A 19543-nucleotide genomic window follows, 5' to 3' on the forward strand; every position below is an offset into this window, starting at 1 on the left:
CTATATGACAATGCCGCCACACTCCACACAAGGCCAGTCGTCCAGCGCAGCGAAGGATACTCAGGACCAGACCGACCGCGGTCGGGCTGATATGTCCAACCATGTGCTCCACGCAGAAGACTCGGGATATCACAAATCCCTGCGCCCTCGCCAGATCCAGATGATTGCCATTGGCGGGGCCATTGGCACAGGTCTGTTTCTGGGTGCGGGAGAGCGGCTTGCCAAAGCTGGACCCGCGGTTGCCATTGCCTACGCTATTTGCGGGTTTTTCGCGTTTCTGATTCTGCGTGCGCTCGGTGAGCTCGTATTGCACCGTCCATCCTCGGGCTCATTCGTCTCGTATGCTCGCGAGTTCTACGGTGAGAAAGCCGCCTTTATCTCGGGCTGGTTTTACTGGGTCAACTGGGCGATGACCACCGTGGTGGATACGACCGCGGCAGCTGTCTACATGGCATTTTTTGGCCGCTACGTCCATTGGATCGGGAATATTCCGCAATGGGCCTGGGCTTTGATAGCCCTCGCCCTCGTCCTGTGCCTGAACCTCGTTTCCGTTCGGGTGTTCGGCGAACTAGAGTTCTGGTTTGCTTTGATTAAGGTCGCCGCCTTGGTGATCTTCCTCGTCGTTGGCGTGTACTTCGTGATCTTTGGGACGCCGACCGGAAGTCACGTTGGATTCAGTATGGTCCCGGACAACGGTGGCTTCTTCCCCAACGGCTTCCTCCCGCTCATTGTGCTGATGCAGGGTGTGGTCTTTGCCTATGCTTCCATCGAACTCGTCGGCACCGCTGCCGGTGAGACCGAGAACCCTGCCAAGATCATGCCCAAGGCCATTAACTCGGTGATCTTCCGCATCGCGGTCTTCTACGTGGGATCAGTCGTTCTGCTCTCGCTGCTGCTTCCATACACGGCCTATTCCGCAACGGAAAGCCCCTTCGTAACGTTCTTTAGCTCTATCGGTGTCAACGGCGTCGGCGCGATTATGAATATGGTGGTGCTGACGGCGGCTTTGTCCTCACTCAATGCTGGTCTCTATTCAACAGGGCGTATTCTCCGGTCCATGGCGGCGGCTGGATCCGCTCCAAAATTCGCTCTGCGCATGAATCGGGCGGGAGTGCCGTATGGTGGTATCGCTTTGACTGCACTAGTTTCTCTGGTCGGCGTCCCGCTCAATTACCTTATTCCGAGTGAGGCATTTGAATTCGTCCTCAATATTGCGTCGGTCGGTATCATCGGCTCCTGGGCCACGATCGTGCTGTGCCAGCTGCGACTGTTCTCCTGGTCCCGTAAAGGACTAGTCCGCCGCCCCTCATTCCGGCTCTTCGGCGCGCCCTATACGGGGTATGCAACACTACTCTTCTTGCTGACCGTGTTGGTCATGATCTTCTTGGACTCGCCGTGGACGCTCGCAGTTACCTTCATCTTCTGCCTCGGCATGGTGATCCTGTGGTTCTGCTACCGGGGGCGAATCCGGGAGATAGCGGCGGTACGCAGTGGTTACACGGGTGCACATCCGGTGGTAGCAAATCGTCCGCTGGATGACCCTGAAAAGATCTAGAGCAAAGGCTTGGCATACGTAGCTGTGTTCGCATACCCCGGGCACCTGGGAAGGTTAACAAGGGTCCAGCCAAGCCGCTCCAGGTAGTAGCAAAAAGACCACCAACAGTGACGTTTAGCAGCCTACAAGAGGGAGCGCATGCCTGTAGCAGGAGACGTTAGCTTCTAATGAGGCCTTAATCAGACCGCGATAGGGGCTTTAATCGTCGGGTGCGGGTCGTATCCATCGACGCAGATATCGTCAATCGCGTAATCGAATAGCGATGCGGGTTTACGAGCAAAACACAGTGTCGGATACGGGCGGGCAGTGCGAGATAACTGTTCGCGCACCTGCTCGAGGTGATTGTCGTAAATATGGATGTCGCCGCCCGTCCAAATAAATTCGCCCGGTGCATAGCCCAATTGGTCTGCCATCATGCAGGTCAGCAGCGAATAACTTGCGATATTGAACGGAACCCCAAGAAAGAGATCGGCACTACGCTGATACAGCTGACACGATAAAGATGGCCGGTCACCGGTATCGGATGCTGGACGCACATAGAACTGCACAAAGGCGTGGCACGGCGGCAGCGCCATGTTCTCCAGCTCGCCGACATTCCACGCCGACACAATGTGGCGGCGTGAATGAGGGTTCGTGCGCAAGGAATTCAAAACAGCGCTGATCTGGTCCACCGTGCGTCCATCCGCGGTGGGCCACGCCCGCCATTGCACGCCGTAGATAGGGCCGAGTTCACCCTCCTCATCGGCCCATTCGTTCCAAATTCGCACACCTTGCTCTTGGAGCCAGCGCACATTTGAATCGCCCCGCAAGAACCACAGCAGCTCTGCCACCACGCTGCGAAGATGCACTTTCTTCGTGGTGATGAGAGGGAACGAGTCCGACAGGTCAAAACGCATCTGCCGCCCAAAGACCGACCGAGTACCGGTTCCGGTGCGATCGGGCACAGCAACTCCATCGGCGAGGACTTCCGCGAGGAGATCCTCATAGGGCGTAGGCACCGTCATCTAAACCTCCTGGCAAGCTCGGGCATCACATGGTCGGTCGATAACGGCGCAAGGCGAATGCCCTCCAGCGGCTGATGCAGAGGGAACCACAGATGCTCAGCCAATTCTGCGCGCACAATCACAGCCGAATTAGCGGTGAGAATACCTTCCGGAGCGAGGAAGACGTGGGACCGCACCCGAGTGTTGGGCTCATTGGCGGCCTCCGCTTCAAAATCACCGAGATGCTCAATGCTCTCAGGATCGACGGTAATCCCGAGTTCTTCGTGAATCTCACGGACCGCGCACGCTTCGCCGCTTTCACCAGGCTCCAGTTTTCCACCCGGCAACATGAACGCGGACGTATTGCGTTTTCGGACCATTAGGACCTCAGGACCATTCTCACCGCGACGCACGAAACACAGGGCCGCGATTCGCAGGACCTGAGCAGGAGGACTTGCGGCAGGGCTAGGGGCTGAGGGCTGGAGACAGGAAGGGTCCGTATTGCCGCGACCGGCAGCTGCGCCTACACGCTGGGCAGCTGTGCTTGCGCGCTGGGATGCAGCGCTCGTGTGGTCCTGTTCGATGCACTTGCACAGCTCCCGTTCCGCAGCGCGTAAACCAAACGGCCGCATTCCCGCATCTCGCCACCGGCGCACTAGCGACGCCTCCTGAAGCAGCAGACCCAGGCCCCGACGCACCAGAGTCAGCGGAGGTTTCCGTCGCTGTCGAAAATCCCGGATCAAACGCAAAGTAAACGTGAGCAACCGGGGACGATGCAACACCACAGCGTCGGCGAGAAGTTTTCGTTCCCGCAGCGGCGCAATGAGCTCCGCGGCAAAAATTCCCTCGGCCAGCACAATCGGGTGATCTCCGAGGCACAGACGCTTGGTTCCAACCCTTTGTGAACGAGGAATGGAATAAACCGGCGTGTCGAGCTCATCGACAGAGCACGCTGACTCTAGAGCCTTAAGCGCGTACTCGGCATTCCACGACGCCGGATCATCCCAGTCCACAATGCCAAACCGGTGCGGCAAACCCGGTTCATCGTGATCGCGATAAAAATCGTCGAGCTCTATCACCGGGATACCCAAGCGACGCCCCAATAGACCTTTACCGCTGCCCGATGGGCCGGCAAGCAACACAATGCGCCGACGGGGGCGTATATCTACCCCACGAGATTCACAGAACACAGAAACTTCTACGGAGTTGCCAGTCAGTGGTTTTCTTCGGCAAGGCGGGTGGTGACCTCCGCGAGCAGATGCGAGATCCGCGGCGCCGCCTCCTGACCAGCCTCAATCACTTCCTGATGGGATAGCGGAGAATCGCTGATACCCGCGGCTAGGTTTGTGACCAGCGATATCCCCAGCACACACAGACCAGCTTCACGTGCCGCAATGGCTTCGAGTGCGGTGGACATCCCCACAAGCGTTGCCCCCACGGTTTGCGCCATACGCACCTCGGCAGGGGTCTCGTAGTTAGGCCCGCTGAACTGCATGTACACGCCCTCAGGAAGGTTCGGATCGACCTCGTGGGCGATCTCCCGCCAGCGCGGGGTGTATAGGTCGGTCATATCAATGAACGTGGCACCGGACAGCGGAGTGGCTCCGGTGTGGTTGATCTGGTCTGCGATCAACACCGGTGAACCGGCCCCAATCGACGGATCGACACCGCCGCAACCGTTAGTAAGCACGATGCCCCGGCACCCGAGCGCAGCAGCGGTGCGCACACCGTGTACGACCGGCGCAACCCCGTGACCTTCGTAAAAATGAGTGCGTGCGCCAATGACCAGAACATGCGCTCCGCCGCGGGTGCGGACCGCGCGCAGGGTCCCGACGTGCCCCTCCAAAGCGGGCCGACGGAAACCCGGAATGCTGGGAGCTTCGTCCTGCCACATCGTCTCACCGAGAAGATCTGCCGCGGCGGACCATCCCGATCCGAGAACGACGGCGATGTCGAACGAGGAGACATTGCTGCGTTGGGCGATAGTCGCGGCGGCATCGCGAGCGAGATCATATGGCGAAGAAGGCTCAGTGCTCATAGTCATGAATCTACCTGACACAGAAGGGACGGCAGATCCCAAGTTGACGTGATTCTCTCGCTCGCACCCTTTAACGCGCGGTGTGGGCCACAATAGTGGATGTGACCGACCCGAGTATTGCACTGCCCCCGGAATCTGACCGTGTTCGACTGAGCGGCGATCAGCCCCATGTGGCGGTGATCGGAGGTGGACCAGGCGGCTATGAAGCGGCGCTGACCGCCGCGCGCCTGGGAGCTGACGTCACGCTGGTCGAGAGCCAGGGAGTAGGTGGAGCCGCCGTTCTCACCGACGTAGTGCCGTCTAAAACCCTGATTGCCACCGCTGAAGTTCTCGATCTCGTGGCCGATTCTCATGCGTTGGGTATCCGCGGTGAGGGAGGCCGCGATCTTGTGGCGGGTGCGAGCCTGTGCGTGGACCTCGATAAGGTCAATGAGCGCGTGCGGGAACTGGCAGCCGCCCAGTCGCGGGACATCACTGCGTCCTTGACGGCGGCAGGGGTGCGGATCGTGTGTGGGCGCGGTGCCCTAGCAGGACCCCGTCAGATCCGGGTTGAGCTCAGTGACGGCGGTGAAGAAGTCCTCACCGCCGATGTTGGACTGCTAGCGGTAGGGGCACGACCGCGTCAGCTTCCTACGGCACCAATCGACGGTGAACGCATCCTCACCTGGACCCAGCTCTACAACCTGACAGAGCTTCCCGCGCACCTGGTGGTGGTTGGATCGGGCGTCACCGGAGCCGAGTTTGCCAGTGCTTACCGGGCGCTTGGTAGCCAGGTCACGTTGGTGTCCTCGCGCGATCAAGTGCTGCCAGGGGCCGACCGCGATGCGGCAGCGGTTTTGGAAAATGCCTTCGTCCGACGTGGAATCACAGTGCGTTCACGTACGCGCGCGATCGCGGTGCGCCGTGACGGTGACGGTGTTCAGGTTGAACTCTCAGACGGTGACATTGTGCAGGCTAGCCATGCGTTGATGGCGGTCGGTGCCGTCCCGGCAACTGACGGGCTGGGCTTAGAACAGGCGCATGTGCGGTGTTCGGCCAGCGGTCATATCCAGGTTGATAGGGTATCCCGCACGAACGTGCGCGGACTGTACGCGGCGGGCGACTGCACCGGCATCTATCCACTGGCATCGGTAGCGGCTATGCAGGGACGCATCGCGATGTATCACGCCCTCGGGGATGCGGTTTCGCCGCTAATCGCCCGACAGGTTGCCTCGGCCACGTTCACCGCACCGGAAGTGGCGACCGTCGGCTATACGGAACAGGACATCGAGGACGGTCTGATTCCCGGTGAGGTGCGGTTGTTCCCACTTTCCACCAACCCCAGGGCCAAGATGCAGGGGGTGTCCGAAGGTTTCGTAAAACTGATTGCCCGCCCAGGTTCGGGGACGGTGATCGGGGGTGTTGTGGTGGCCCCGCGCGCCAGCGAACTTATTCACCCCATTTCATTGGCGGTCAGTCACCGCATGACCGTGGATGAGCTGGCAGCGGCGTTTACGGTCTATCCCTCGCTGTCTGGCTCCCTTGCCGAGGCAGCTCGGAGTCTCCACCTCAGCGTGTGATCACTGGCGGTGGGACTTTTCATCTCGGATGAACCTAGCCACGGCGGCAGGTCCAGCGACCCGGTAGCCGGCTGTGCCGCAGTGTCGGCGCGTGTGTCACCGCATCATCGGCGCATGCCGCCGCAGATGTGGAGCGTTTAGTCCTCGATCCGACAGAGCACAGCGCCGGCGGACACCGTCGCTCCCACCTCGGCGTCCAGACCGCGCACAACACCGGCACGGTGTGCGGTGAGGGGTTGTTCCATCTTCATGGCTTCAAGCACGAGGATGGTGTCTCCGTCAGAGACTGTCTGGCCCTCCTGCGCGATGACCTTCACGATCGTGCCCTGCATCGGCGCGGTGAGTGAATCCGAGGACGCCGTGGCAGCAGCGGCCTTGTGCGAACGTTTGCGACGCGCTTTGACCGGCTGACGAGGGGCCCTGAGGCTTGCAGGCAGACTGATCTCCACCCGCCGGCCATTGACCTCGACCGTCACCGACTCGCGATCCTCAGGGCTTTCAGGCGCTGAGGGGAGGGAGGCCGGGGGAATCTCGCCGGTGAACTCGGTTTCAATCCAGCGGGTATGCACGGTGAACGGCTGCTCGGGGTCGGCCGGAGCGAACGCGGGATCGGTGACCACCACACGGTGGAAGGGGATCACCGTCGGGATCCCTTCGATCTGGAACTCTGCCAATGCCCGGCGCGACCGTTCAAGGGCTTCGGCCCGGTCTTTACCCGTGACGATGAGCTTGGCGAGCATGGAGTCAAAAGCACCGGAGACCTGGTCGCCTTGCCGCACGCCGGAATCGACTCGGACCCCGGGGCCGCTGGGCACATCGAACACCCGGATCGGACCGGGAGCGGGCAAGAAGCCTCGGCCCGGGTCTTCGCCGTTGATTCGGAACTCAAAGGAGTGGCCGCGCGGGAGTGGATCCTGGTCACTGATCCGTTCCCCTGCGGCAATGCGCAGCTGCTCACGCACCAGGTCAATTCCGGTGACTTCCTCGGTCACCGGATGTTCGACTTGAAGGCGCGTGTTTACTTCGAGGAAAGAAACTGTGCCGTCGACGCCGATCAGGAACTCGCAGGTGCCGGCGCCCACATAGCCAGCCTCTTTCAAAATAGCTTTGGAGGCGCGGGTCAGCTCGGCTGTCTGGCTCTCGGTCAGGAACGGGGCTGGTGCTTCTTCCACCAGTTTTTGGTGACGCCGCTGCAAAGAACAGTCACGGGTTGACACCACTTGGACCGTTCCGTGGATATCGGCCAGACACTGCGTTTCCACATGCCGCGGAGAATCTAGATACCGCTCGACGAAACACTCGCCGCGTCCGAATGCTGCGGTTGCTTCCCGCACCGCAGAATCAAACAGCTCACGAACTTCGGATTCCTGGCGTGCCACCTTGAGGCCGCGGCCGCCACCGCCGAATGCGGCTTTAATCGCGATGGGCAGGCCGTGTTCGCGCGCGAACGTCACCACATCATCACTGCTGGCCACCGGATCTTTTGTGCCTGCCACCAACGGGGCGCCAACTTTTTGCGCTACATGGCGGGCGGAAACTTTGTCGCCGAGCACCTCGATGGCCGCCGGCGGTGGACCGATCCACACCAACCCCGCATCGAGCACTGCCTGCGCAAAATCGGCGCGTTCAGAAAGGAAGCCGTAACCGGGATGGATAGCATCCGCGCCGGAGCGGTCAGCAATATCGAGAATCTTGTCAACAACCAGGTAGGAACTGGCTGCGGTGGTGCCCCCGAGCGAATAGGCCTCATCCGCGACCTTGGTGTGCATCGCATCCCGGTCGGGGTCCGCATAGACGGCAACCGACCGTAAACCAGCGTCACGACACGCCCGGGCGATCCTCACAGCGATTTCTCCGCGGTTAGCGATCAAAACCGTCCGGAAAGGCCGATGATGCGGGGAACGCGACGCCATAGAGGGGGCCTTCCTTCTTTTTACTTGCAATCGGGGACGGTGAAGTCCGTTCAACGGGATGCGACAGGGTAATTGCGACGCGCGGTCTCAATCCGGCGTGGCAGCGACGAAAACGCGTAACCGCCTCGGCCAATCTGTCGATCAACCGCCCAGCATAGCGCGAGAAGTCCAGAGATCTGTGACGGGCACTCCGATCTCGGTCAGAAGGTCCCGTAAAACTGGTAAGGACAGGCCGATAACGCCGTGAGGATCACCTTCTATACCGGTGATGAAGGGGCCGCCGAGCCCGTCGATCGTGAACGCTCCCGCCACCTGAAGCGGTTCACCGGTGGCGACGTAGGCGTCGATCTCGTCATCGCTGAGGTTTGCGAAATGCAACGCGGTGGAGGAGACCCGGCCCAGGGTGGCACCGGTTCCCTCCTCACGGTCATCTATCAGCCAGTGTCCCGAATGCAAGATGCCGGTGCCGCCGCGCAGAGCACGCCAACGCTGAATGGCGCGCTCTGCGGTCAGGGGTTTGCCCACCACCTGTCCATCAAACTCCAGCATGGAATCGCAGCCGAGTACGATATGGCCCCGCTCCTGGCCTAACTCGCCACTATCGCCGCAGTCATTGACGTCACCAGACTCGGTGCTGGCGCGGGACATGGAAGCTCCGCCGGTGTCGGCAGCACTGAACGGATTATCTAGCTCTGCCAGCATGTGCACGGCGGCCTGGGCCTTTGCCTGGGCTAACAGCAGCACCTGGTCCTCCGGGGCGAGGTCACCAAACCGCTGCGTGGCATCACGCAGAGCCGCCTCTTCATCAACATCGGTGGCAAGGGCATCGTGCGCAATACCGGCGCGGGTCAGCAGTGCACGACGCCCCGGAGACGCAGACGCCAGCACCAGCACATGCCCGCCCCAGCCGGACGAGACGGCGTCAAGGGTCACTGCATGGCTCCGACGAGAACCGACAGTGGCACCGACCCCAAAGCCAGTGCCCGGGCGTGGAATGTCGGTGCATCCTCACCGCGCGCAGCTGACGTACGGCGCAAAGACTCCCAGATGCGTTGTCCGATTTTGTACGACGGGGCCTGCCCCGCCCATCCGAGATAACGGTGCAGTTCAAAGCGCTGGTGAGCCTCTTCTAATCCCCAGTGACGGCTCATGAAGTCCCAGGCTTTCTCGTACGTCCATTCGCCACCGCCGATTTCTTGGGGCGCGGGAAGCTCACAGTGCAGGCCGATGTCGAGGACCACTCGGCCGGCGCGCATTCGCTGAGCATCTAGCATGCCGAAGCGGTCCCCGTCATCGCTGAGGTAGCCCAGTTGTTCCATGAGGCGTTCGGCGTACAGTGCCCATCCCTCACCGTGCCCGGCGACCCAGCAATCCAGTGCGCGCCAGCGATTGACCGTCTTAGCGCCGAGCACCTGCGTGGACAGTTGCAGGTGATGGCCGGGCACACCCTCGTGGTAGACGGTCGTGGCCTCTGCCCAGGTCTGGAAGGTATCCACTCCCTTGGGGACGTCCCACCACATGCGGCCCGGGCGAGAGAAGTCCTCGCTCGGACCGGTGTAGTAAATGCCTCCCGAGCCGGTCTCGGCAATGCAACACTCCAGCTTCATCAGTGGATCCGGAATGTCGAAGTGCACACCCCGCAGATCAGCAAGAGCCTTATCCGATAGGTCCTGCATCCAACGCTGCAGGGCGTGTGTTCCGTGCAAGGTTCGTGAGGCATCAGCCATCAGCACTCGCCGTGCGGCGGCAATGGGATCCTGGTCGGCGTCAAGATCTTCCCCAGCGGCAGACAGAATCCTCCGGGCGACGTCCTCTTGTTCGGCGACGATCTGCGCAAGCTCGTTCATGCCCCACGCATAGGTTTCGTCCAGGTCAACCTGCATTCCAAGATGCTGCCTAGAGAACAGGGAGTAAAGTTCCCGCCCCACCGCGTCCTTGGCGTGGCCGCGGGGAACCAAGGTGTCAAAAACTTTAGCGAGGTGGTCGTAAGCCTTGCGGGCAATGGTTACCGCCTCGGTGAGGTCAGCACGAAGGCTCTCATCAAGGCCCTCGACCGACTCAGCGTTACGTGGGAGCGTTGCGAATTTACTGGGGAGCGTTGCGAAAAACCCATCCTTCGCGGCGTAGGAACGGCACTGTTCAGCTGCCAGCGTGAGTTGCCGCTGAGAAGAGATCACACCGCGATCAGCTGCATAGTTCAGCGAGGCTTCCAGGGATTCGGTCGCCTCACCAGTACGGCTCAGGCGCTTGGCGATGACCGCCCAGTCCTTGGCCGTCGCCTGCGGCATCAGATCGTAGACCTGCCGAATATCCTGGATAGGAGAGGCAATATTGTTGATCTGCGAATGTGGAATAAGGGCCTCGGCCATTTCAATCTCAAGACCTAAACGCTCTGACATGGCCGCACGGGTGACCCGGTCGACGTCATCGGCATCCTCGACGTCATCCAGCCGGCGCAGAAAGTCGCGGCTTAAGTCTGTTCGGGTCTCGATGGCTTCTGGAGAGAAAAGCGTGATGTCCTCGTCATATCCCGGGATCCCGGACGAGGTAGCGAAATATGGATTAAGACGCGCCTTCGCGTCGAGATAGTCATTGGCCAGGGCATCGAGCGCGGATTGTTCACGTGGCGGGGCAGAAGCGCTATCGGTGGTCATACGCGAAGTCTACGAAAAGAAGCGCGGCCAGTGCAGGCGTGACCGAAGTCAGATCCGACCATGCCCCGAAGGTTTAGAGCCGATGAGGTTTTAGCCGACTGCCCCGGGACTAAAAGTGCGCAGAGAACTGCCAGGTTGCGGGGCCCGGGATTAAGGCGAGATGCCTAGCCCCGCGCATCCCGTATGCGCTCACACCCCATGCGGTGAGCGGGCCATCGGTGCGTTCGATGAGCTCCCGGGTTACGGCTTCTTCCCGCGAGATGGTCGAGAGTGCAGAGATAGCGACGGTGACAGCGACAAGCTCCTCGTCGGACATGGACCCTGACACCAGCTGGACAGCGGGGCTGACAGGATCGTGACCTGCCGCGTCATCCTTCGTTGAGACGGTCACAGCGGAATGTTCCCGTGCTTCTTGGGCGGAAGTGTCTCGCGTTTTGTGCGCAGTGCGCGCAGCGCTTTTGCGATTTCCACTCGTGTGGCGCGAGGGGAGATGACACCGTCTAGCCATCCTCGTTCAGCAGCGGTGTAGGGGGTCGCAAACTGTTCTTCGTACTCCGTCACTAACCGAGTGCGTTCTGCCTCCACATCCTCACCGTGCTCAGCCGCCGCCTTCAACGTCTGGCGGTGCAAAATATTGACGGCACCCTGGGCGCCCATCACCGCGAGCTGAGCGGTGGGCCACGCTAAGTTAATGTCGGCGCCCAGTTCCTTGGAGCCCATCACAATGTATGCGCCACCGTACGCTTTGCGGGTGATCAGTGTGATCAGTGGGACGGTTGCTTCCGCATAGGCGTAAATCAGCTTTGCTCCGCGACGAATAATGCCATCCCATTCCTGGTCGGTGCCCGGTAAGAATCCGGGGACATCCACCAAAGTCAGCACCGGAATGTTAAACGAGTCGCACAGTCGCACAAAGCGGGCGGCTTTCTCCGAGGCATCAATGTCGAGGGTTCCGGCAAAGTGGGCTGGTTGATTGGCGATAATGCCGACGCTGTGTCCCTCAATCCGGCCAAATCCGACGACTACATTCTGGGCGAAAAGCGGGTGAACTTCTAAGAACTCTTGATCGTCAACAATGGTATGGATCAACGTCTTCATGTCGTACGGCTGATTTGCCGAATCGGGGATTAGTGTGTCCAGTGCAATGTCGTCGGGCGTGAGTTCTTCGCTCAAAGCCACCGGATAGGACGGAGGGGTCGACAGGTTATTGGGGGGAAAGTAACTGAGCAGGTCTTTCACGTACTCGATGGCTTCGTCCTCGTCGGGTGCCATGTAGTGTGCGACTCCGGACCGGGTGGAATGCGTTTGTGCCCCGCCGAGTTCTTCAAAGCCGACGTCTTCGCCGGTCACCGTTCGGATCACGTCCGGGCCAGTGATGAACATGTGGGAGGTTTTCTCCACCATGACCACGACGTCTGTGATGGCGGGGGAGTATACGGCGCCACCGGCGGATGGACCCATGATCAGTGAAATCTGTGGGATCACCCCGGACGCACGGGTGTTGCGGCGGAAAATTCCGGCGAAGGCAGCTAAGGAGGCGACGCCTTCTTGGATACGTGCTCCGCCGCCGTCGAGGATGCCGATGATTGGAACCCCGGTGCGCATCGCGAGGTCTTGGATTTTTTGTACTTTCAACCCGTGGGCTTCACCCAGGGACCCACCAAAAACGGTGAAATCCTGAGAATATACACAGACTTGGCGACCATCAATGGTGCCGTAGCCGGTGACGAGTCCGTCGCCATATGGTCTGCGTCGATCCATACCGAATCCGCTGGCCTGGTGTCGAACGAACCGGTCGGTCTCGACAAATGAGCCCTCGTCGAGCAGATCATGAATGCGTTCGCGAGCGGTTTTCTTTCCGCGGGCATGCTGTTTTTCCACCGCGATAGCACTGGCTGCATGGACGGCTTCTTCTTCCCGGGTATGCAGGTCGGTGAGCCGGTCGGCTGTGCTGAGCGGTCGGGGTGCGTCGCTCACGATTGCTCCTGACTGGTCGTGCTCCCTCACGGGAGGGTGATAAAACGGGCCGGTCGGCACGCCGTGGGCTGGAAGTCCCGCGCTGTGCGGACGTGGCCCGCGACACGGAGATACTACGCTACGTCAGGTGCAGTGACCTGGTGCTCACCGCAGAATATCGCGATTATGGCTGTTCTTTTCGCAGGTGAGTATCAGCTTTTGGCAGATCAGTGTCAGCATCGCGGGGGATAGTAGGCCAACGGCGATAACTGCGACCAGAACAACCGTGGTAAGCAACGCCGGCAAAACGTCGGCACAGAGGAGAAATGTAGTGGTCGAGAGCGAGGCGAGCGCAGTGGCTAAAGGTTTGTTTTCTGATGGATGCGCGTCGGGGTATGAGGCGGCGGATCAGGTCTCACGGGATGGGACTGTTCAGGATGGTGTGATCATGTTGCCGTCGGCGCGCTCGACTATGGATGAGGCGTTTGAACACTGCGCGGAGCGTGCTGGGAACGTCGGCGATGCGATCACGGTCGCGACCTGGAATCAGACCCATGGGCGCGGGCGTGCGGGACGGGCGTGGATGAGTCGTCCTGGCGACATGCTGGCCTTGACGAGGGCGTGGCGTTCGTCAATAGATCGTGCCCACTGGGGTTGGTATCCGCTGATCGGAGCGCTTGCAGTGTGTGAGGCGCTGTCGGGAGATGAGGGATTGTTGGCGGCGTCGGCATCGGCTGGGGCAGCTAGGGGCGAGGCCTGTCCGGGGACGCCGAAAACGGTGGCGGTGAAGTGGCCCAATGATGTTCTGGTTGAGGATTCCACCCCTGCGGGCCCGGTGCCCGGGTTCGGCAAGATTGCCGGGGTTCTCGCCGAGGTACGCGATGGGGTGCTCGCTCTCGGGATTGGAATCAATATGAACGATGCGCCGGTGGCTGGTTCAACCAGTCTTGCGCGGGCGAGCGGTTTGTCGAGCTGTGCGGGCGGAGATCAATTGAGGGCTGAGGTTCTTACCCGGATTACCTCTGCGCTTAATTCCAATATTGCGACGTACGAACGCTATGCGGGCGATCCCTCGCGGTCGGGACACCTCACCCGCTATGGTGAGAGGTGCATCACAATAGGAATGGAAGTGGTGATTGTGCTGGACGACCACGGAATAGGTGTATCAGGTAGTGAAGCCCTTGAAGGGCGTGCAGTGGGGATAGATCTCAGCGGGGCCCTCCTGGTGGAAACCTCCGAAGGATGCCAGGTCATTACGGCGGGGGATGTTGCGCGAGTGCGCCCCGTGGGGTGTGAGCGCTGATATGGACGTTGCTCTGAGCGATAAGCGGCTAGTGTCATCGACAGTAGATAATCCGTTAGCGGAAAATAACTCATCAACCGGTAATTCGTCGGGAGATCATACGTCAAGCGATAATTTCCCAACCGCCCATCAGTCGCCTGACAAGTCGCTTGATAAGTTGCCCGATCGGTTGCCACAGGCAGACAATGCCGCACCAGCAGAGCTGGCAGCGGCGGTCAACGACGACGTGGAGATTGATAAGGCGGATGATTTAAACTCCTCATCAGATTCCCAGGATGTTTCGGACGGGGATAGCGACACCGATACCAGCGGTTTTAATAAACGTTTTATGCGGGTTCGGCGAGCAGTGAGTGCAGTCGAGCGTTTGCTTCTGCACGGATCGCGCGAATACTCGCGGGGGGAACTCGCGCATCGCCGGGGGATTCCAGAAAAACTGTCAAAAATCTATTGGCGCTCGATGGGCTTTACCAATGTCGATGACGATGTTGCGGTCTTTACCGACGAAGACGCCGACGCTATCGCCGAACTCGCCGAGCTGGTTGCCGACGGCACGGTGACTGAGCGAACCTTTGCAAACCTCACCCGCGGTCTCGGTTTTCATATGGGCCGTCTGGCCATGTGGGAAACCGAAGCACTGGTCGAGGAATACAAACGAGAGGGCATGCCCGATGCTGAAGCCCGCCTGCGCATGCTCGATGCGATGCCCGACATGATCGACCTGATGGAAGCCCAGGCACTATATGTGTTCAGGCGGCAACTGGCCGCCTACACGGCGCGCGCCGGAGCCGAAATCTTGCAAGCCGGGGAAGGGGACAACGACGACGCGATGCCGCTTCTGCGGGCAGTCGGGTTCGCAGACCTCGTCTCGTTTACCCGCTTGGCACAGTCCCTCTCCGGCCATGAGCTAGCGGATGTGATCGGTGACTTCGAGTCTACGTGCCGCGACATTGTGTCTATCGGCGGCGGACGTGTGGTGAAAACAGTCGGCGACGAAATCATGTTCCTCGCCGATGCCCCAGAAGACGGGGTGCAAATTGCGTTATCTATTGCAGAAGCCCTCACCGCAGACGATGACATGCCCGATGTGAGAGTCGGACTGTCCTGGGGCAGCATGTTCTCCCGGTTTGGTGACGTGTTCGGCCCGACCGTTAATCTCGCCGCCCGGCTCGAAGGCATTGCGATGCCGGGAACGGTGCTTATAGACCAGGCGGCGGCCACCGCCGTTGAAGAAGCCCTACCAGGGGCATTTGTGTTGGAAAGGCTTGGTGAACGCGAATTGCAAGGCATCGGCGCTGTCCATCCGTATCTAGTCCGACGGGGTGCTTCCCGCGGTATCGACCTCGACGCGTGAGGCGGGACGTATCATGGTCGCTGTGACTCGCTTACTTCTCGTTGAGGACGATTCAGCTATCGCCGAACCGTTGTCCCGCGCACTCGACCGCGAGGGGTATGCGGTAACGCGCGCGTCTCGCGGTATCGATGCCCTGACCATTGCCGCGGACGAGGAACCCATCGACTTTGTGATCCTCGATCTCGGTCTACCCGATATTGACGGGCTGGAAGTATGCCGCCGTCTACGCAAAGGCGGGCTCGAAGTTCCCATCCTGGTGCTCACGGCACGAGCCGATGAAGTGGACGCCGTGGTCGGGCTGGACGCCGGAGCCGATGACTACGTCACCAAGCCATTTCGACTCGGTGAACTGCAAGCGCGCATCCGGGCCCTGCTGCGTCGGGCTCAGGTCGCGGAAGATTCCAGCAGCGGTCTGAGCGTTAACGGGGTGGAACTCGACGTGGCTGCCCGCCGGGCTTTTGTGGACAACGAAGAGATTTCGTTATCTGCCAAGGAGTACGATCTGCTCACCGTGCTGGTGCGAGAAGCGGGCAGTGTGGTGACCCGCGAAGACTTAATGCGTGAAGTGTGGGGCGCTGAATGGTGGGGCTCCACCAAAACGCTCGACATGCACGTGTCCTGGCTGCGCAGAAAACTGGGTGACGACGCTACGTCGCCGCGTCGCATCACGACGGTGCGCGGCGTGGGATTCCGGTTCGAGCAGAGCTCCTCCGAAAGCTGAGCCGCCCCCGTGCGTCAACGGGTCCTCCAAGCGACCATCGTCACCGTCATGCTCGCGGTTTTAATGCTTGGCATACCGCTGGGGTTTTCGTGGCTCAGAATTGTGGAAACGAACCTCAATGAGCAGGTTCGCAATATCAACACCCAGGTTCTGACCGATGTGGATCGTGCAATCACGAACGGGCGCCCGATTGACCGGACCATGCTCCAGCGCTACGTCGATAACGAGCAAGATCTCAGCATCTACGTAGAAGTGACCTACGGCGACAATGTGATGAGCGCCGGAAACCCGTCTGGTGATAACCCCGTGACCACCACCGGCCTTGGCACCCAAGGCGAGCGGGTGAAAGTTTCGGTTCCTCGCTCCGATGTGAACGGGCATGTGGCCAGCGCGTGGGTGCTCATTATCGTGGCGGGCCTGTCGGCGATCTCGGTGGGCGTGTCGGTTGCGCTCTGGCAGGCCCAGCGGCTGTCGGCGCCGTTGTCGATGCTCACCAGGAGGGCAGAAGAACTCGGATCGGGTAGGGCGCGCGACTCGTGGACCCCGAGCGGGGTCGTCGAAATTGACACCGTGGCCGATGAACTGGCCAAGGCTGGGGCGCAGTTGGCTGAACGGCTTGCAGCTGAGAGTGCGCTCGCCTCCGATGCCTCCCATCAGCTACGCACCCCGCTCACCGCGCTCTCTATGCGGCTCGACGAAATTTTGGCGACCAGTTCCGAGGAATGGGTGCGCGAAGAAGCCCGGATCGCTCTGGAACAAATTGACCGTTTGACCACGGTGGTTCACGACCTGATTAACGCTCCTCGGTCCTCGCAGCGCAGGACCCCAGGCGTGGTTGAGCTTAATTCTGTGCTCACTCAGCAGAGCGAAGAGTGGTCCCCTGCATTTAAGGCGGCTCGCCGTGAGCTTCGCGTCCAAGTCCCGCACAGCGCTGCGGTGTGGGCGAGCGTTGGACCGCTCACCCAAGTCATCGCAACCCTGATCGAAAATTCACTGGTCCACGGTGATGGTCGCACCCTGGTGAAAGTCCGTCGCAATGAACGCTCGACGGTGGTTGAGGTCTCCGACGAAGGGGCGGGCATCGAACCTGGGCTCGGCAAACGCATCTTCGAGCGTTCGGTCTCGGGTCGTTCCTCTTCTGGCACCGGCGTGGGCTTGGCGCTGGCCAAAACTTTGGTGGAGGACGACGGTGGCCGTCTGGAGCTGCTCACCGAACGCCCGGCCACGTTTGGTGTCTTTTTGATTTCTGCTCCCGATGATGATCACAGCGACGGGATGGACGATGAGATTCTAGGGACCTCGCCAGGGTCTTTAGCTCCTGAAGATCTTCCTGCTCGAGGTCGAGTGAGCCCCAGGAAATCGCGTGGGGGTGCAGGCTCTCGCGGGAATAACGCAGGCAGTGATAAATCGGGTGCCCACAGCGGGCGAGATCATTCGCAATAGCCGCCGGATAGCCGCTGGGACTGGCGCGGAGAGCTCGGTCCGTATTCGCGCGGGGTTGTGGTCCGCGCGGCGGAGATCACGGCGGATCTGGGCTTGTCAGCGTCTGATGCGCGCAGCCTCTAGGATTATCGCCGTGAGCCATACCCCTGCGGATGATCTAAACAGCCCTGAACGCCCTGTTAAGGCGCAGTCGGCAGTTGAGCCCACGGTGCTGGGTGGGGTCGCAGTCCGTCGTAAGCGCCCGGTGGTCGGTGTTGTGGGCGGTGGGCAGCTAGCCCGCATGTGCGTCGGTCCTGCGGCTGAACTCGGTATTGAACTGCGGATTCTTGCCACTGATCCGGCAGAGTCAGCCGCCCAGGTCGCCGCTAAAGTCAGTATTGGGCGGCATGACGATGCGCAAGCCCTCACCCGCTTCAGCGAGGGTCTGGACGTGTTGACGTTCGATCATGAACACGTTCCCACCGACATCCTGCACGCTCTTCACAAGCGCGGGGTTGCGGTGCATCCCGGCCCAAATGCCCTCATCCATGCGCAAGACAAACTCGTCATGCGTCGACGTCTCACCGAACTGGGCTACCCTTGCCCACGGTGGTGGGAGGCGCGCGAAGAGGCGGATATTCGCCGGGCTTTAGCGCAGTGTCCGCAGGGCGTGGTGGTGAAAACTCCGCGCGGCGGTTACGACGGACACGGTGTGCGGGTCATTCAGCATCCCGACGCCATCGCAGAGCTGAGGGCTTGGTGGGATAAGCACGACAGTCTTCTGGTCGAAGAAAAAGTGTCGTTTACGCGTGAACTTGCGGCCCAGGTGGCCCGGCGGCCACACGGAGACTGCCTGGCCTACCCGGTTGTGGAGACTGTTCAGCGCAATGGCGTGTGCTTTCAAGTCATAGCGCCTGCCCCCAAGCTGGAGACCGCTGTACATCAGCGGATCGCCGATCTGGCTCGGGCACTCGCCGATGATCTCGGCGTGGAGGGCATGCTCGCGGTGGAACTTTTTGAGCTTCCCGACGGGCGCGTGGTCATTGTGGAACTGGCGATGCGACCCCATAACTCAGGGCATTGGTCCATGGACGGGGCCGTGACCGGGCAGTTTGAACAACATCTGCGGGCGGTGCTCGATCTGCCTTTGGGGGATACCTCTTTGCGCTCGGACGTGAACGTCATGGTGAACCTGCTCGGCGATGAGGGAACGGATGTGGTGGCCGGGAGACAGCGCGCGATGCAGACCGATCCCGGTGTGAAGATTCACCTGTACGGTAAAGAGGTTCGGCCAGGACGCAAACTCGGCCATGTCACCGTGAGCGGATCTGACCTGGACGACGCGCTGCACCGAGCCCATGCTGCAGAACGCGCGCTGATCGCTCCAGCTTTCGGACACAGCTCATGACTTTGCTAGGCGGGCCCATCGGACACTGCGTAGCCGACGTACGCATCCCTGCTCTAGTTTTTGCCCTATCTCACCCCTGTTGACCTCACTGATTGCGTGCTCACGCCGAAGGAGACTGTCATGACCGTGACCGACCCCCAAAACCCTTCCCTCGCCCCGACTGTCGGGATCGTGATGGGCTCTGACTCAGACTTCGCGGTCATGCGTGAAGCCGCAGATATCCTCGCTGAGTTCGGTGTCCCGATCGAAATCGACGTGGTGTCAGCGCATCGGATGCCCGAAGACATGATCACGTGGGGCCGGGAAGCCGCTCAGAGGGGGCTGCGTGTGATCATCGCCGGAGCGGGGGGAGCAGCGCATCTGCCGGGAATGCTCGCGGCTTTGACGCCGCTGCCTGTGATCGGGGTGCCGGTGCCGCTCAAGCATCTCGACGGGATGGATTCACTGCTGTCTATAGTGCAGATGCCAGCGGGCGTGCCGGTGGCGACGGTTTCGATCGGTGGCGCCCGCAATGCGGGCCTGCTCGCTGTGCGCATTCTGGCTTCTGGGGTCGACGATGACGCGCTGGTTCTGCGTGAGCGCATGACGCGGTATCAGACGCAGCTGCGGGCGCTGGCGCGTCGTAAAGGGGAAACGCTGCGCGCATCCCTTTAGGTCACGGCCCTGTAGGCCACAGCCTT

16 protein-coding genes are annotated in these 19543 nt (G+C 60.8%); 8 read left to right on the forward strand and 8 right to left on the reverse strand.

The genetic code is table 11. The features are described 5' to 3' along the window. The first annotated feature begins 91 nt into the window (after positions 1 to 91). Positions 92 to 1555: an amino acid permease gene (locus BN1724_RS00175; protein ID WP_058233755.1), complete on the forward strand. Its 1464-nt coding sequence runs from the start codon at positions 92 to 94 to the stop codon at positions 1553 to 1555. Between the two features lie 179 nt (positions 1556 to 1734). Here the strand turns inward: BN1724_RS00175 and BN1724_RS00180 are convergent, their stop codons facing one another. Genes BN1724_RS00180 through BN1724_RS00190 form a run of 3 tightly spaced genes read right to left on the reverse strand, consistent with a single transcriptional unit; the run spans position 1735 to position 4576 of the window. Beyond that, positions 1735 to 2559 (reverse strand): thymidylate synthase, encoded by an 825-nt coding sequence (locus BN1724_RS00180; RefSeq protein WP_058233756.1) that lies wholly within the window; start codon positions 2557 to 2559, stop codon positions 1735 to 1737. Then, on the reverse strand, positions 2556 to 3728 hold the full coding sequence (locus BN1724_RS00185; protein ID WP_058233757.1) for an NUDIX domain-containing protein: 1173 nt from the start codon (positions 3726 to 3728) through the stop codon (positions 2556 to 2558). The genes BN1724_RS00180 and BN1724_RS00185 overlap by 4 nt, the downstream gene beginning before the upstream one ends. A 23-nt stretch (positions 3729 to 3751) precedes the next feature. Continuing rightward, positions 3752 to 4576, reverse strand: a complete 825-nt coding sequence (locus BN1724_RS00190) for a purine-nucleoside phosphorylase (RefSeq protein WP_058235616.1) — start codon at positions 4574 to 4576, stop codon at positions 3752 to 3754. Positions 4577 to 4677: 101 nt separating this feature from the next. On the opposite strand from BN1724_RS00190, the gene BN1724_RS00195 reads away from it, so the two are divergent. Next, positions 4678 to 6135: an NAD(P)H-quinone dehydrogenase gene (locus BN1724_RS00195; protein ID WP_084253055.1), complete on the forward strand. Its 1458-nt coding sequence runs from the start codon at positions 4678 to 4680 to the stop codon at positions 6133 to 6135. A 137-nt stretch (positions 6136 to 6272) separates the two neighbouring features. On the opposite strand, the gene BN1724_RS00200 is transcribed toward BN1724_RS00195, so the two are convergent. The 5 genes from BN1724_RS00200 to BN1724_RS00220 form a co-directional block, all read right to left on the reverse strand. Continuing rightward, positions 6273 to 8048 carry an acetyl/propionyl/methylcrotonyl-CoA carboxylase subunit alpha gene (locus BN1724_RS00200; protein ID WP_058233758.1) on the reverse strand — a complete coding sequence of 592 codons (1776 nt, stop codon included), beginning with the start codon at positions 8046 to 8048 and terminating at the stop codon, positions 6273 to 6275. A gap of 141 nt (positions 8049 to 8189) precedes the next feature. Then, complete coding sequence (locus BN1724_RS00205; RefSeq protein WP_231928099.1) at positions 8190 to 8981, reverse strand: Maf family protein; 792 nt, start codon at positions 8979 to 8981, stop codon at positions 8190 to 8192. Next, positions 8978 to 10702, reverse strand: a complete 1725-nt coding sequence (locus BN1724_RS00210) for a DUF885 domain-containing protein (protein WP_058233759.1) — start codon at positions 10700 to 10702, stop codon at positions 8978 to 8980. Before BN1724_RS00210 ends, BN1724_RS00205 begins: the two co-directional genes overlap by 4 nt. Before the next feature lie 109 nt (positions 10703 to 10811). Next, complete coding sequence (locus BN1724_RS00215; protein ID WP_058233760.1) at positions 10812 to 11093, reverse strand: hypothetical protein; 282 nt, start codon at positions 11091 to 11093, stop codon at positions 10812 to 10814. Then, positions 11090 to 12679 carry an acyl-CoA carboxylase subunit beta gene (locus BN1724_RS00220; RefSeq protein ID WP_058233761.1) on the reverse strand — a complete coding sequence of 530 codons (1590 nt, stop codon included), beginning with the start codon at positions 12677 to 12679 and terminating at the stop codon, positions 11090 to 11092. Before BN1724_RS00220 ends, BN1724_RS00215 begins: the two co-directional genes overlap by 4 nt. Before the next feature lie 310 nt (positions 12680 to 12989). Between BN1724_RS00220 and BN1724_RS00225 the strand changes: the two genes are divergently transcribed. The 6 genes from BN1724_RS00225 to purE all read left to right on the forward strand — a co-directional run bounded on the left by BN1724_RS00225 (position 12990) and on the right by purE (position 19517). After that, positions 12990 to 13961 (forward strand): biotin--[acetyl-CoA-carboxylase] ligase, encoded by a 972-nt coding sequence (locus BN1724_RS00225; RefSeq protein ID WP_058233762.1) that lies wholly within the window; start codon positions 12990 to 12992, stop codon positions 13959 to 13961. A 157-nt stretch (positions 13962 to 14118) separates the two neighbouring features. Continuing rightward, positions 14119 to 15312 (forward strand): adenylate/guanylate cyclase domain-containing protein, encoded by a 1194-nt coding sequence (locus BN1724_RS00230; protein ID WP_058235619.1) that lies wholly within the window; start codon positions 14119 to 14121, stop codon positions 15310 to 15312. Between the two features lie 22 nt (positions 15313 to 15334). Next, positions 15335 to 16033 carry a response regulator transcription factor gene (locus tag BN1724_RS00235; protein WP_058235620.1) on the forward strand — a complete coding sequence of 233 codons (699 nt, stop codon included), beginning with the start codon at positions 15335 to 15337 and terminating at the stop codon, positions 16031 to 16033. 9 nt (positions 16034 to 16042) lie between these two features. After that, positions 16043 to 17476: an ATP-binding protein gene (locus BN1724_RS00240; protein ID WP_084252590.1), complete on the forward strand. Its 1434-nt coding sequence runs from the start codon at positions 16043 to 16045 to the stop codon at positions 17474 to 17476. A gap of 133 nt (positions 17477 to 17609) precedes the next feature. After that, positions 17610 to 18863: a 5-(carboxyamino)imidazole ribonucleotide synthase gene (locus BN1724_RS00245; protein ID WP_231928100.1), complete on the forward strand. Its 1254-nt coding sequence runs from the start codon at positions 17610 to 17612 to the stop codon at positions 18861 to 18863. 120 nt (positions 18864 to 18983) lie between these two features. Further along, positions 18984 to 19517 (forward strand): 5-(carboxyamino)imidazole ribonucleotide mutase, encoded by a 534-nt coding sequence (purE, locus tag BN1724_RS00250; protein WP_058233763.1) that lies wholly within the window; start codon positions 18984 to 18986, stop codon positions 19515 to 19517. Positions 19518 to 19543 lie beyond the last annotated feature (26 nt).

The organism is Devriesea agamarum (assembly GCF_900070355.1).
In the GTDB taxonomy this organism is placed as follows: domain Bacteria; phylum Actinomycetota; class Actinomycetes; order Actinomycetales; family Dermabacteraceae; genus Devriesea; species Devriesea agamarum.